Origin of the sequence: Streptomyces sp. NPDC017890 (assembly GCF_044328675.1) — a bacterium.
Classification (GTDB): Bacteria; Actinomycetota; Actinomycetes; order Streptomycetales; family Streptomycetaceae; genus Streptomyces.
In genome coordinates this window covers 64,532-78,543 of sequence record NZ_JBIRHU010000014.1, presented here as the reverse complement: position 1 = coordinate 78,543, position 14,012 = coordinate 64,532, and the positions used below count along the sequence as shown (strand labels likewise).

Genomic DNA, 14,012 nt, shown 5'->3' with positions numbered 1-14,012 from the left:
GCTCATCGCTCTGTTGGCACCTGTTCGGGAGGAGTGTCGCCGGCCGTCCGGTCCCCTCCGGGCGGTGCCGGCAGACCCACGCTTTCACCTGTCTTCCCCCACCAGTGAGGTGCACCCAGTCATGCGCACGGACCACACCAGTCAGATCTCTCCCACGCGTCGCGCCGTACTCGGCGCCGGGATCGCGGCCGCGGGTTCCGGGCTGCTCGCCGCCTGCTCCTCCGCCCGCTCGCGTGACCGCGGCAATCCCGGCGCGCCCGCGCCGGACACCCCCGCCGGATCCACGCCGAACGGCAGGGGGGTCGACGAGACACATCCGGCCCCCGCCGAACCGGACCGCAAGCACATCCTCAGGGCCGCCCTGACGCCGGTCGAACTGGGCGCCGGACGCACCTTCAGATCATGGACGTACGAGGGACTGCTGCCGGGCCGGGAGGTGCGGGTCACCGCGGGCGACACCCTGGCGCTGACCCTGGCCAACCAGCTGCCTGAGGCAACGACCGTGCACTGGCACGGCATCGCGCTGCGCAACGACATGGACGGCGTGCCCGGGGTGACCCAGTCGCCGGTCGAACCAGGCGAGACGTTCGACTACCGCTTCACCGCGCCGCACCCCGGCACCTACTGGTTCCACCCTCACATGGGCGTGCAGAACGACCGCGGTATGTACGCGCCGCTGATCGTCGACGACCCGAGAGAACCACTCAGGTACGACCACGAGTGGATCGTCATGCTGGACGACTGGATCGACGGCGTGGACGGCTCCACGCCCGACGACGTTCTCTCCCAACTCCGCAAGGGCAAGCCGCCGGTGGGCCACGGCAGCAGGCCGGAGGGACCCATGGGGGCCGGCGGCGGGGCGTTGGCGGACGCCGCGTCCGAGAGAAGGGGCGACGGGAAGGGACCCGGACGGGAACCGTCGCCGTACCGCCGGAAGGGGCCCAGGCGACTGATGTCGGGCGCCACCAGCATGCTGCTCGGCGGCCACGCGGGGGACGTCGCCTACCCCTATTACCTGATCAACGGGCGCACGGCGGACGACCCCACGCAATTCAGGGCCAAGCCCGGCGACCGGATCAGGCTGCGCATCATCAACGCCGGCGGGGAATCGGCCTTCCGGGTGGCTCTCGGCGGGCACCGGATGACCGTCACCCACAGCGACGGCTTCCCGGTGCAGCCCTACCGGACCGACGCCCTGGTCATCGGCATGGCCGAGCGGTACGACGTGCTGATCACCGCGCAGTCCGGGGTCTTCCCGCTCGTCGCGCTCGCCGAGGGCAAGCGGGGCCGGGCCATGGCCGTCCTGCGCACGGGCGCCGGAGCGATCCCCAAGCCGTCCGCGTATCCGGTGGAGCTGGACCGTGAGGTGCTGGCGTCCGCCCGCCGGCTGCGGCCGGACGAGTCGGTCGCGATGCCCCGACGCGGCTACGACCGCCTGCTCAGGCTGAAGCTGACCGGTGGCATGGAGGAGTACGACTGGGGGATCGATCACAAGCCCTATGACCCGGACACGCTGCAGGGGATCGGGCGGGGTGAGAGGGTGCGGCTGGTCATCACCAACGCCACCCACATGTGGCACCCCGTGCATCTGCACGGCCACACGTTCTCGCTCGCCGGCCTGGACTCGAACGGCGCCCGCAAGGACACGTCGATCGTGCTGCCCCACGACGAACTGGTGGCGGACTTCGACGCGGAGAACCCCGGATTGTGGATGCTGCACTGCCACAACATTTACCATTCGGAGTCCGGGATGATGACAACCCTCGCGTACCACGGGTAAGGCGTCCCTGAGCGAGCGGCACGATGATGCGAACCGCCCCGGGTTGGGTGAGATCTCTACCGAACCCGGGGCGGTTCGCCCCGGTCATTTCGTAAGATCGGCGGACCCTGGGGTTCTGGGTATGGCTGTGAGCTTGTCGCCGTTGGATGGCTCAAAGAACTTGGCCGCCCGGAGCCCCACGACGACTCGACCGCTGATTGGGATACGCGACTCGATCGCTCTGTAGGACAATGTCGGCGAGGTCGTCTGCGGGATCGATGTGTGACGACGAGCAGGCGGGGGCGACCGTGCCCCAGGTCTGAGCCGGCCTGGACACCGGCAAGGAACACCACCACTGCGTGGTGGTCAACGAGCGCGGCGAACACCTCCTTTCACGCCGAGTCTCCAACGACGAACCGGCCCTGCTGGAGCTGATCGCAGATGTACTCGCGCGCTCCGAGGACACCCTGTGGGCGGTGGGCATCAACCACGGGTGGTGCCGCCCTGCTCATCGGTCTCCTGCCCGGCCACGAGCAGCCGACGGTCTACATCACCGGCCTGGCCGTGCACCAGGCGTCGACGGCCTGCTCCCCCGGATGGGGGAGACGGATACGTCCGGCGTGGGACGTATCGGGGCGGGTAAGGCCGGAGGCTGGGATTCCTGCTGATGGAAGGGGAGTCCGGGTGGAACGCTGGGATCGGATCGGGCGGAACGCAGCGTACGGGGCGGCTCTGGCGCTGTCGCCGTACTTGCTCATCAAAGTCTCGTGGGTGGCCGGCTCCCTCGTGGGGGTGCTGCCGGTCGGCAATGGGTTCAGCTTGGCGGAATGGGTGGTACTCAACACCGTCACGGTCGGTATGGCGGTGATCGGGATCGCTCTGGCGCTCGCACTGGTGCGGCCATGGGGGATGCGGATACCGGGGCCACTCGTCGCGTTCTGTTCCTGGGTGGGGTCGGGGTTTCTCGTCTCGATACTGCCGTTCGTTCTCTTCAGTGCGCTCCTGGGCGTGGGCGGTGACTCGCAGGACAGCGCCGGTGACGACCCGGCCATGCCGGTCTGGGAGGGCGTACTCGTCCAGTTCAGCTTCGTGGGGACGGGGCTGGGGCTGGCTCTCGCCGTCCCGGCGTATCTGCGACGCCGCTGGCCGCATGCGTTCATCGGGCGCGTCGGTGACGGTCCGCGTACGGCGCCGCCGTGGGCGGCTGTCGCCGGTGCCGCGGTCGGCCTGGCCTGGCTCTACTGGGCGGCCGGAGGCACCCTGGGAATCCACCACCCGGGCGAGCGGAACACCGAGGGGTACGTGCTGGCCGCTGTATGGGGGTTCTGGGCGTTCGTCGGATCCGCCGCCGTCTGGACGGTCGCCCGGGCGCGTCCTGCCGGGGTGCCGCGCTGGCTCCCGATGGTGTTCGGGTGGGTCGGATCGGGCTCACTGTTCGCATGGAGCGCCTGGAAGGTGCCCCTCATGCTGTATGTAGCGGTGACGGAACCGGCCGATGTCACGCCGCCGGAGAACCCCACCGTCGCGGTGGTGCTGCATCTCTGCGGTGTCGTGGCAGGCGCGGCGATGGTGCGGGCACTCGTCCGCACGCGCATCCGCGTCGCCGAGTCCCACGCCCGGCCCGAGGTTGCCATTCGGCTGGAGAGGTGAGTGCCTCAGACGGGCGAAGGCCGCCTCCTGAAGGAGAGGGCCGAGTCGCTCGGTCGGCCGACGCGGGCTGGCCACAAGGTCCTTCCTGGTGCCGTGACTCGGCGATTCCACGACGGGTTCATGGGGCGATGCCGACACTGCTCGTCCGAAGACTGTCCGGGAGGGGTGTCGGCCGCAGTGGCGTGTCGTGCGGTATGCCGGTCACAGGAGCGTGGCCAGGGCTTCCAGCGCGGACCGGTAGTCGGGTCCGACCGGGGCGAGGACAGCGCTGGTGACGCCTGCCTCGAAGAGGTGCTGGATACGGGCGCGGACCTGCTCGGGCGTGCCTGCCAAGGCCAGCCGGCCGACCCACTCCCGGGGCATTGACTGTGCGAACTCCTGCGGGCTTGCGCAGGTGCGGCGCAGCTCGGCGAGTTCGGGCTGGAAGCCGAGGGGGGTGAGGTGGGGTTTCCAGTCGGGGTCGCCCAGGGCTTGGAGGGCGGGACGGGCGGCGGTGATGGCCGCGTCGGGGTCGTCGTCGACGACAGCGACGTTGTAGGCGGTGAGCCGGTGGGGTCGTTGCGGGCTGATGGACCTGAGGGCCTGGCGCGCGTACTCGGGTGCGACAGGTTCCGCGAGGAGGGTCCCGTCGGCCACTTCGCCGGAGACGGCAAGGGACTTGGGGCCGCGGACGCCGGCGAAGATGTCGGGGGCGTGGTGGGGGAGTGCGGACTGGTCCAGGCGCAGTCCGTCGAGCCGGACGTAGTGGCCGTCGAGGTCTGCCGGTCGGCCGGCCAGCAGGGTCCTGAGCGTGTGGATGTACTCGCGCAGCAGAGTCAGAGGACTCCGGGGCCAGATGCCGACGCTGCGCATCCAGTCGGGCATGCCGTGGCCGATGGCGACGTCGATGCGACCGGGGTGGAGCTGGGCGAGTGTGGCGGTTTCCATCGCGGTGAAGGCGACATTGCGGGCGGCGGCGGGCAGTAGTCCGACGCCGACTCGGATGCGGTGGGTGTGGGCCAGCACGGTGGCGGCCTGCGCGAGTCCCCCGCGGTAGCCGAGGTCTTCGACGACCCACAGCTCGTCGAAGCCGTGGGCGTCTGCTTCGCGCGCGAAGGCGATGACGTCGGTGGGACGGAGGTCGCGGGGGAGGAGGACGCCGATCTTGCCGTGTGCGTGCTTCATGGATGATCTCCGGATCTCACTGAGTACCGAGTGGGCCGTGTCGGACATGAGCCCGGGGGCGGGGCGCCGGAGACGGTTCAGACGCCCACGGAGTCAGGGACACGGGTGCGGGGACCGGCGGCAGGGGCCATGAAGACGGCTGTGGCGACGAACGCCAGCACCACCACCATCGCCGGACGCAGTCCGTAGTGATCGCCCAGGAAGCCGAGAGCGGGCGGCCCCACCAGGAAGGCGACGTAACCGATCGTTGCCACGAGACTGACGCGGGCGGTCTCGTCGGGCCCCGAATCCCCCGCGGCGGACAAGGCCACCGGGAAGCCCAGGGACGCGCCGAGTCCCCAGAACAGGACGGCGGCAGCGGCCACGGCGGCGCTGTCGGAGAAGATGACCAGGGTCAGGCCGACGGCTCCGGAGATCGCGCTGGCCCGCACAACGGCCGCACGGCCGTAACGGTTGAGGAAGAACGTGCCGCTGAAGCGCCCCAGGGTCATCGCCGCGGCGAACCCCACGTAGACGAGTGAGCCGGCCGCGGCGCCGAGCCCGTGGCCGTCGACCATGAGCAGCGGCAGCCAGTCGTTGGCGGCCCCCTCGGCGAGAGCCATGGCCAGGACGATGGCCCCGATCAGCAGAAGTCTGCGGTCCCTCCACACCTGCGGCCTCGAAGGCTGTGCCCCCTCGGAGGCGGGCGGTGCGGCGCGGATTCCGATCCTGGCGGGGACGGCGCCGATGGCGTACGCGAAGATCGCGGCCGTCACCACGGCCACTGCCGCCAGGTGCCAGTGGGCGGGGAACGACGCGGCGGTGGCCGCCATGCCGGCCAGGCCGCCGATGACGGTGCCCAGACTGAAGCATCCGTGCAGCGTGGGCAGAACCGGCGTGCCGGTGAGTCGTTCCACGTCGGCGCCGTCCACGTTGATGGCTACCTCACCCGATCCGATCCCCGTGCCGAACACACACAGTCCCGCGGTGACCAGAGGCGCGGAGGCGAGGGCGCTGCCGACCCCGATGACGGCCACGCTCGCGACGACCAGCAGGGTGGCGCCTGCCGTTACGGGCCTGGTGCCGAACCTCGACACGAAGCGGCCGGAGCACAGGATGCCGGCCATGGAGCCGACCGACAGGCCGAAGAGCACCAGCCCCATCTGCGCGGTGGACACTCCGAGGTGATCGCGGATGTCCGGTGTGCGCGTCACCCAGGAGGACATCGCGATGCCGTTGAGGAAGAAGAACAGGAACAGCGCACGACGGCGTCGGCGCACGGCGCGGTCTATCAAGGAGGGGCTCCGCTGGCATTCGACAGAATGGACAGGCAGGCAACGAGTCCGCGCACCCACCGAGTATGCACAAATGTACACACCGGGTGGATGTTCGAGAAGACAAGGCAGACAACGGCGATGACAGGCAGCACCCGCGGCCCCAACGACCCCCGGCGCCGCGAACGCATCCTCGACGCCGCGCTCGACGTCATCGCCGAGCACGGCGCCATCAAAGTGACCTTCCGCAGGATCGCCGACGCGGCCGGGGTACCGCTCGGCTCCCTCACCTACTACTTCGACGACATGCAGCACCTGCTCACCGACGCCTTCACCCGGCACGCGGAGTCCGTCTCCACGCGCTACGGCGCCCTCCTGGAGGCCGCGCAGTCACCCAAGGAGGCGCAGGAGGCGGTCGTCGAGATCATCTGCGGCAAGGTCTGGGGAACCGACCACAATCTCCTGCTCAGCTACGAGCTCTACGCGTTCGCCACTCGCCACCCCGAGGTGCGGACCGTCATGCGGTCCTGGATGCAGGCCAGCCGGGACTCGCTGGCCAGACACTTCGACCCGCTCACCGCCCGGGCCCTCGACGCCCTGATCGAAGGACTCTCCATCCACAACTCCGTCGACCTCCGGCCCACCGACCGCGCGGAAGTGGCCGCCGTCGTCGACGCCGTCGTCGACCGGCACCGCTGAACCGGGCAGGAACCTCGAGAGGCAAGCGGCCGATGGCGACAGGTGGTCGTCAGTGCCACTGTCGGCGAACTGGACGACCGGCGCGCTGCCGGCGGTCGACGTGCCGGCGACCGCGAGGACCTTGCCGCTGCGCCGGGCTTCGGCGGTGATGCCGGGGTGACGGAGTGAGGCCGCAGTTCCACACGGAGGTCGCGTGCACCTCGTACTCGGGGCAGGTGTCGTCACCCCCGAGATGCGCAGTGGCCGGGACCGGCGATCCCGGCCACATGGTTCACTGCCCCCCGACGGCGGGCCCGTGACCGCCGTCGGGGGCCGTCCGGTGACGGTCATGATGGACGACGTGTCACTGGTGGACCCGCACGTAGTCCACCACCATCTTCGCCGGGAACGGGGTCGAGGCGTCGGGAGGCCCGGGCCAGTCGCCGCCGACCGCGAGGTTGAGGATCAGGTAGAAGGGGTGGTCGAAGACCCATGGACCGCGGGTCTGTTCGATCTGGGCCTTGTCGAGCGTGAGGACGGTGCGGCCGTCGATGCTGTACACGATGCCCTTGCTGTCCCAGTGTGCGGCCCAGACGTGGAAGTCGTCCGAGTAGTCGGCGTCTCCCGGAAGTCTGTAGGGACCACCGATCCCGCCGCCGCCGTTGTACGCCGGCGCGTGGACGGTGGAGTACGAGGTCTTCACGTCCTTTCCGAGGACTTCCATGATGTCGACCTCGCCGTTGTACGGCCACGGACGGCCGTCGAGGAAGTCGGCGCCCATCATCCAGAAGGCGGGCCACAGGCCGTTGCCCTTGGGCACCTTGATCCGTGCCTCGACCCGGCCGTACGTGAACTCGAACTTGTTCCCGGTGTTGATCCGGGCCGATGTGTACTGGCAGGTGCCGCTCCCGGTGAGCGGGTCGGCCGGGCACGAGGTGCCGGGGGTGGCCTGCTTGCGTGCCTCGATGACGAGGTGCCCCGCGCCGTCCATGCTCACGTTGTCGTTGTTCGTGTAGTACTGCAGCTCGTTGTTGTTGCCGGTGCCGGGGTCCGCGCTCCATTTGGCCGGGTCGGGCTTGGTGCCCGCCGGGGAGTCGAACTCGTCCTGCCAGACGATCCGGGGCGGGTCCGCGGGGTCGGAGGGCAGCGGAGGCGGGGTGATCGGGTCTCCGCCGGTGCCGTACACCTGGAACTCCCACAGCGAGTAGCCGTACTGGGTGGCCCGCTCGGTGCCGTACAGGCGGACGTACCGGCCGGTGCCGGACACGGTCAGGGTCTGCTTGAATCCGGTGGCGGCCGTGGTCGAGTGGATCGGGGTCCAGTTCGTGTTGTCGGGTGAGACCTGGATCTGGAACGCCTTGGCGTGGGCCGGGTCCCACTGGAGCACCACCCTGCTGATCTGCGCTGTCGCGCCCAGATCGACGGAGATCCAGCCAGGGTCGGTCCAGCCGTTGGCCGGGCTGGTCGCCCAGCGGGTGGCGGGGTCGCGGTCGAAGGCGCGGGCCGGGGTGCACTCCCAGCAGTGACCGTCGTTCTGCGAGCTGGACGCCGCGCCGGCCCTGCCGTAGGACAGGAGCTTCTCACCGGGAGCGGGATCCGGGTCCCCGCCGGTGTCCTTGGTGCCGTACACCTGGAACTCCCACAGCGAGTAGCCGTACTGGGTGGCCCGCTCGGTGCCGTACAGGCGGACGTACCGGCCGGTTCCCGAGACGGTCAGCCGCTGATCGCCACCGGTGCCCGCGGTGGTCTCGTGGACCGTGGACCAGGTACGGGCGTCGGCGGACACCTGGATCTGGAACGCCTTGGCGTAGGCGGCTTCCCAGTTCAGGGCGACCTCGCTGATCTCGGCGGAAGCGCCCAGGTCGACCTGGATCCACTGGGGGTCGGCGAAGGAACTGGACCAGCGAGTGCCCGGGTCGCCGTCGACGGCGTCGGCACCGACGAACGGGTCCTGCGTGGACGAGACCGTCACTGGCCTGCCCCGGGAGAGCAGGGTGTCGGCGGCGTGGGCGGGCGGGGGGCCCGGAAGGCCGGCGAACGACAGCAGGATGACCGCGAGGGCTATGAACAGGCCCATGCGGCGGCGCATCGGACTCACGGCGGCTCCTTGAAGCAATCGAGTGGGGCGAGAGGGGTGGGGAGCGCTCTCTGGAGGGGGAGCCTGCTGCTGCCGGAGGAGGGTGTCAAGGGTTTACGTTTGCCTTGAGAAAACAGGTGATGCGCACCTGATGGCCCATCAACTCGCTTCGGGAGGGCGCAGTTCCGTCCGCCGGGCTCATCATGCCGACCGGTAGGCAGCCCCTGGCGTGCGGGTGACCAGGAGGTTCGCCGGCATGCTTTGTCCCGTCAGTGGAAGAAGTGCTGGAATCTTGTGCGGAACGGGTTACGGAGTTCAGGAAAGCTCGCTAGCTTCCTTGAAATGAACCGGTCATGGAGCGTGACCGGTCGACGGCGCGACGACGCGCGCCTGTGCATCTCGTGGCAGTCCGGTGAGGCCTGTCGTCATCCCACCCCACTCATGGGAGACCTCTGTGCGCACGAAACCGCTCAGACACAGACGTGTCCGATACCTACTGACCGCCGCGGCCTGTGCCGTCGGCTGCCTGCTGCCCGTGTCCCCGGCCACCGCCCATCACCAGGGTCCTGAGCACGCAGCTGCCGAACCGGCCGCGGCCGGGGAGTTCCAGCAGGTCACGCTCGCCAAGGGCGTGGCCGAGACGGGCGAGCCCATGACGCTGGCGGTGCTGCCGGACCGCTCGGTCCTGCACACCTCGCGGGACGGCACCGTCCGGCTGACGAACGCGGCGGGGACGACCACCGTCGCGGGCAGGCTCGACGTCTACAGCCACGACGAGGAGGGTCTGCAAGGCGTCGCCGTGGATCCCGGCTTCTCGTCCAACCGGCACGTCTACCTCTACTACGCCCCCGAGCTGAGCACGCCCGTCGGTGACGTCCCGGCCGACGGCACCCCCGCCGACTTCGCCCCCTTCGACGGGGTCAACCGGCTGTCCCGGTTCGTCCTGAGGACCGACGGCACCCTGGACCTCGCCGGCGAGAAGAAGATCCTCGACGTGCCCGCCTCACGGGGCACGTGCTGCCACGTCGGCGGCGACATCGACTTCGACGCGGCCGGAAACCTGTACCTGTCCACCGGCGACGACACCAACCCGTTCGCCTCGGACGGCTTCACCCCGACCGACGAGCGTGCGAACCGCAACCCCGCTTACGACGCCCAGCGTTCCTCGGGCAACACCGACGACCTGCGCGGCAAAGTCCTGCGGATCAAAGTCGCCGCCGATGGCTCGTACTCGATCCCGAGCGGCAACCTCTTCCCGCCCGGCACCGCGAAGACCCGCCCCGAGATCTACGCGATGGGCTTCCGCAACCCCTTCCGGATGAGCGTCGACAAGGCAACGGGCATCGTCCACCTCGGCGACTACGGACCCGACTCCGGCACCGCCGACCCCTCACGCGGCCCCGCCGGACAGGTGGAGTTCAACCGGATCACCAAGGCGGGCAACTACGGCTGGCCGTACTGCACCGGTGACAACGACGCCTACGTCGCCTACGACTTCGCCACCGGAGCATCGGGACCTGCGTTCAACTGCGCGGCCCCCAGGAACGATTCACCGCACAACACCGGCCTGACCGACCTGCCTCCCGCCCAGCCCGCCTGGATTCCCTACGACGGCGGCTCCGTGCCCGAGTTCGGCAACGGCTCCGAGTCCCCGATGGGCGGCCCGGTCTACCGTTACGACGCCGCCTCGACCTCCGACGTGAAGTTCCCCGAGGAGTACGACGGCGACTTCTTCGCCGGCGAATTCGGCCGCCGCTGGATCAAGCGGATCGAGGCCGGCGGCGACGGCACCGTGCAGGCCGTCAACCCCTTCCCCTGGAGCGGTACCCAGGTGATGGACATGGCCTTCGGCCCGGACGGCGCCCTCTACGTCCTCGACTACGGCACCGGCTACTTCAGCGGCGACGAGAACTCCGCCCTGTACCGCATCGAGCACGTCACCGGCGGTCGCGCCCCGACCGCGCAGGCCAAGGCCGACGTCACCTCCGGCAAGGCGCCCCTGGCCGTCTCCTTCTCCTCGGCCGGGACCTCCGACCCCGACGGCGACGCTCTCACGTACGCGTGGACCTTCGGTGACGGCGCCACCTCGACCGCCGCCAACCCCTCCCACACCTACACCGCCGACGGCCAGTACGCCGCCACCCTGAAGGTCACGGACTCGACCGGCAAATCCGCGACGGCTTCCGCGCACATCACCGTCGGCAACACCGCCCCGACGGTCACGCTGGACCTGCCCGTGGACGGAGCGATCTACGACTTCGGCGCCGCCATCCCCTTCAAGGTGACGGTCACCGACGCCGAGGACGGCACGATCGACTGCTCCAGGGTGAAGGTCACCTTCATCATCGGCCACGACAGCCACGGCCACCCGCAGACCTCGGCCACCGGCTGCACCGGCACCCTCCGGACCCTGGCCGACGGCGAGCACGACCCCAACGCCAACATCTTCGGCGTGATCGACGCCGAGTACACCGACAACGGCGCGAACGGCCAGCCGGCGCTGACCACGCACGACCAGCACGTCACCCAGCCCACCCACCGCCAGGCCGAACACCACGGGGCCTCCTCGGGCGTCCAGGTCGTCTCCCACGGCCCCGCACACGGTGGCAGGACCGTCGGCCACATCGAGAACGGTGACTGGATCTCCTTCACGCCGTACGCCCTCGGCAACGCGACGACGTTCACCGCCCGGGTCTCCTCGGCGGGCGCGGGAGGCACCCTCGAGGTGCGCGCCGGATCGCCCACCGGCACCCTGCTCGGTGCGGCGACCGTGCCGGTGACCGGCGGCTGGGAGACCTTCCAGGACGTGACCGCCCCGCTCGCAGGCCGGCCGACCGGAACGACGTCCCTCTACCTCGTCTTCAAGGGCGGCAGCGGCTCGCTGTTCGATGTCGACGACTTCTCCTTCACCACCTCCGGCGGCGGTAACCGCTCGGGTGCGGTGAAGGGGGTCAACGCCAAGTGTCTGGACGTGGACGGTGCCGGCACCGCCGACGGTACGCGGGTGCAGGTGTGGACGTGCAACGGGTCCGGCGCGCAGACGTGGACGGTCTCGGGCGACGGCACGCTGAAGGCGCTGGGCAAGTGCCTCGACGTCTCCGGCGGGGGCGGCGCGGACGGTACGCGGATCCAGTTGTGGACGTGCAACGGCACGGGCGCGCAGCAGTGGGCGCAGCAGTCCGACGGCACGGTCCGCAACCCGCAGTCCGGCAAGTGCCTGGACGCGTCCGGCGGAACCTGGAACGACGGAACCCCCGTCCACCTGTGGACCTGCACCACCGGACCCAACCAGAAATGGACCCTGCCGTAGAAAGGAGGCGACCGTCATGCGCACACCTCTCAAAGCGGCCCTCGGCCTGTTCGCCGGCGCCGCGCTCTGTCTGGCCCCGCAGGCCGCGGCCCTGCCCGCAGCGGGGAGCCCTTCCGTCACCGCGGAGACCCGCGCGGTGGCCGACCCGGCGTACGAGATCCTCGTCTTCTCCAAGACGGCCGGCTTCCGGCACTCCTCGATCGACGACGGCATCGCGGCCCTGCGCGACCTGGGCACGGCGAACAACTTCACCGTCGACGCGACCGAGGACGCCCAGGCCTTCACAACCGCCGACCTCGCCCGGTACAAGGCGGTCGTCTTCCTGTCGACGACGGGCGACGTGCTGAACGCCACCCAGCAGACGGCCTTCGAGGAGTACGTCCAGGGCGGCGGCGGATACGTCGGCATCCACGCCGCCGCCGACACCGAATACGACTGGCCCTTCTACGAAGGCCTTGCCGGGGCACTCTTCCACTCCCACCCGGCCATCCAGTCCGCCACCGTGCAGGTGGAGGACCGGGCGCACGACGCCACCGCCCACCTGGGCGGCACCTGGCAGCGCACCGACGAGTGGTACAACTACCGCACCAACCCGCGCACCAGCGCCCGCGTCCTGGCCTCGCTCGACGAGTCCAGTTACTCGGGCGGGAACATGTCCGGAGACCATCCGATCGCCTGGTGCAAGGACTACCAGGGCGGCCGGGCCTTCTACACCGGCGGCGGACACACCGACGAGTCCTACTCCGAGCCGGCCTTCCGCCGGCACCTCCTCGGCGGCATCCGCTGGGCCGCGGGCATGACCGACGCCGACTGCCGTCCCGAGACCGGCTACACGTCCCTGTTCGACGGCTCGTCCACCACCGGATGGAAGCAGGCCGGTCCGGGGAGCTTCACCCTCGCGGACGGCACCCTCACCTCCGTGGGCGGGCTGGGCATGCTCTGGTACTCCGCCAAGGAATTCACCGGCGACTACTCCCTCAAGCTCGACTGGAAGGCGGCCGGGGACGACAACTCCGGGATCTTCATCGGCTTCCCCGCCTCCGACGACCCGTGGTCCGCAGTGAACAACGGCTACGAGATCCAGATCGACGCCACCGACTCGGCCGAGCACACCACGGGCGCCGTCTACGGGTTCGAGTCCGCCGACATCGCCACGCGCGACGCCGCGCTCAATCCGCCGGGGGAGTGGAACACCTACGAACTCCGCGTCACCGGCGAACGGCTGGAGATCTTCCTCAACGGACGCAAGATCAACGACTTCACCAACACCGACCCGGCACGCAGCCTCACGCAGGGACACATCGGCATCCAGAACCACGGCGACGGCGACGACGTGTCCTTCCGCGACATCCGCGTCAAGCAGGGTGGGGCCCAGGGGCCGGGCCCTCGCTCGGGTGCGGTGAAGGGGGTCAACGCCAAGTGTCTGGACGTGGACGGTGCCGGCACCGCCGACGGTGCGCGGGTGCAGGTGTGGACGTGCAACGGGTCCGGCGCGCAGACGTGGACGGTCTCGGGCGACGGCACGCTGAAGGCGCTGGGCAAGTGCCTCGACGTCTCCGGCGGGGGCGGCGCGGACGGTACGCGGATCCAGTTGTGGACGTGCAACGGCACGGGCGCGCAGCAGTGGGCGCCGCAGTCCGACGGCACGGTCCGCAACCCGCAGTCCGGCAAGTGCCTGGACGCGTCCGGCGGAACCTGGAACGACGGAACCCCCGTCCACCTGTGGACCTGCCACAGCGGACCCAACCAGAAGTGGACCCTGCCCTGACAGACACCGACCGGTGAAGCGATGCCCCGCCGTGAAGGAGGGCGGGGCAGTGCTGTGTGCCGCTGTCCTGGGCGGCGGCACACGGCGGGTGCCGGTCAGGAAGCTTCCTGACTTCGGCGATCGTCGCGCGATGCGCGACACCACCGGTGGCAGGCTCCTGCTCGACGAGCCGGATGCGACGTGGCCGCAGCCGACGGCCGGGAGATATGTCCAGTCGTCGGCCGGGCGCTCAACTGTCACTTAATGAAAGATGAAAGATAAGTGCTGACAGATCCCTTGACCGCCCGTGCCGTTGCGGGCAAGGTTCCGGAGAGCGCTCTCCCGTTTCCACCTCGTTTCCAAGGAGACTCCGC

Annotated in this window: 9 protein-coding genes and 1 pseudogene; 6 read left to right on the top strand and 4 right to left on the bottom strand. The window is 69.8% G+C overall.

Annotation, left to right across the window (positions count from 1 at the left end; all coding sequences use genetic code 11):
- Positions 1-121 precede the first annotated feature (121 nt).
- The 3 genes from ACH4F2_RS19720 (at position 122) to ACH4F2_RS19710 (ending at position 3,409) form a co-directional block, all read left to right on the top strand.
- Positions 122-1,780, top strand: coding sequence for a multicopper oxidase family protein (locus ACH4F2_RS19720; protein WP_398133990.1), 1,659 nt, complete (start codon positions 122-124; stop codon positions 1,778-1,780).
- A gap of 338 nt (positions 1,781-2,118) precedes the next feature.
- Entirely contained in the window at positions 2,119-2,427 is a 309-nt protein-coding gene (locus tag ACH4F2_RS19715) for a hypothetical protein (protein ID WP_398133989.1), read from the top strand.
- A gap of 16 nt (positions 2,428-2,443) precedes the next feature.
- Positions 2,444-3,409, top strand: a complete 966-nt coding sequence (locus ACH4F2_RS19710) for a hypothetical protein (protein WP_398133988.1) — start codon at positions 2,444-2,446, stop codon at positions 3,407-3,409.
- A 201-nt stretch (positions 3,410-3,610) separates the two neighbouring features.
- Here the strand turns inward: ACH4F2_RS19710 and ACH4F2_RS19705 are convergent, their stop codons facing one another.
- Together ACH4F2_RS19705 and ACH4F2_RS19700 are read right to left on the bottom strand one after the other, a co-directional pair.
- Positions 3,611-4,573: an LLM class flavin-dependent oxidoreductase gene (locus tag ACH4F2_RS19705; RefSeq protein ID WP_398133987.1), complete on the bottom strand. Its 963-nt coding sequence runs from the start codon at positions 4,571-4,573 to the stop codon at positions 3,611-3,613.
- A 77-nt stretch (positions 4,574-4,650) separates the two neighbouring features.
- Positions 4,651-5,847: an MFS transporter gene (locus tag ACH4F2_RS19700; RefSeq protein WP_398133986.1), complete on the bottom strand. Its 1,197-nt coding sequence runs from the start codon at positions 5,845-5,847 to the stop codon at positions 4,651-4,653.
- 120 nt (positions 5,848-5,967) lie between these two features.
- Here ACH4F2_RS19700 and ACH4F2_RS19695 point away from each other — a divergent pair, with 120 nt between their 5' ends.
- A complete protein-coding gene (locus ACH4F2_RS19695) occupies positions 5,968-6,525 on the top strand; it encodes a TetR/AcrR family transcriptional regulator (protein ID WP_398133985.1) in 558 nt (185 codons plus the stop codon).
- 39 nt (positions 6,526-6,564) lie between these two features.
- Here ACH4F2_RS19695 and ACH4F2_RS19690 read toward each other — a convergent pair.
- A pseudogene (locus tag ACH4F2_RS19690) lies at positions 6,565-6,660 on the bottom strand (RICIN domain-containing protein); the annotation flags it as partial.
- 208 nt (positions 6,661-6,868) lie between these two features.
- The gene (locus tag ACH4F2_RS19685; RefSeq protein ID WP_398134101.1) at positions 6,869-8,593 is read right to left on the bottom strand and encodes a discoidin domain-containing protein; all 1,725 of its coding nucleotides are present in this window, start codon (positions 8,591-8,593) and stop codon (positions 6,869-6,871) included.
- A 442-nt stretch (positions 8,594-9,035) separates the two neighbouring features.
- On the opposite strand from ACH4F2_RS19685, the gene ACH4F2_RS19680 reads away from it, so the two are divergent.
- Both ACH4F2_RS19680 and ACH4F2_RS19675 read left to right on the top strand, forming a co-directional pair.
- A complete protein-coding gene (locus ACH4F2_RS19680; protein ID WP_398133984.1) occupies positions 9,036-11,891 on the top strand; it encodes a PQQ-dependent sugar dehydrogenase in 2,856 nt (951 codons plus the stop codon).
- Between the two features lie 16 nt (positions 11,892-11,907).
- Positions 11,908-13,659 carry a ThuA domain-containing protein gene (locus tag ACH4F2_RS19675; protein ID WP_398133983.1) on the top strand — a complete coding sequence of 584 codons (1,752 nt, stop codon included), beginning with the start codon at positions 11,908-11,910 and terminating at the stop codon, positions 13,657-13,659.
- The last annotated feature ends 353 nt before the right edge of the window (positions 13,660-14,012 follow it).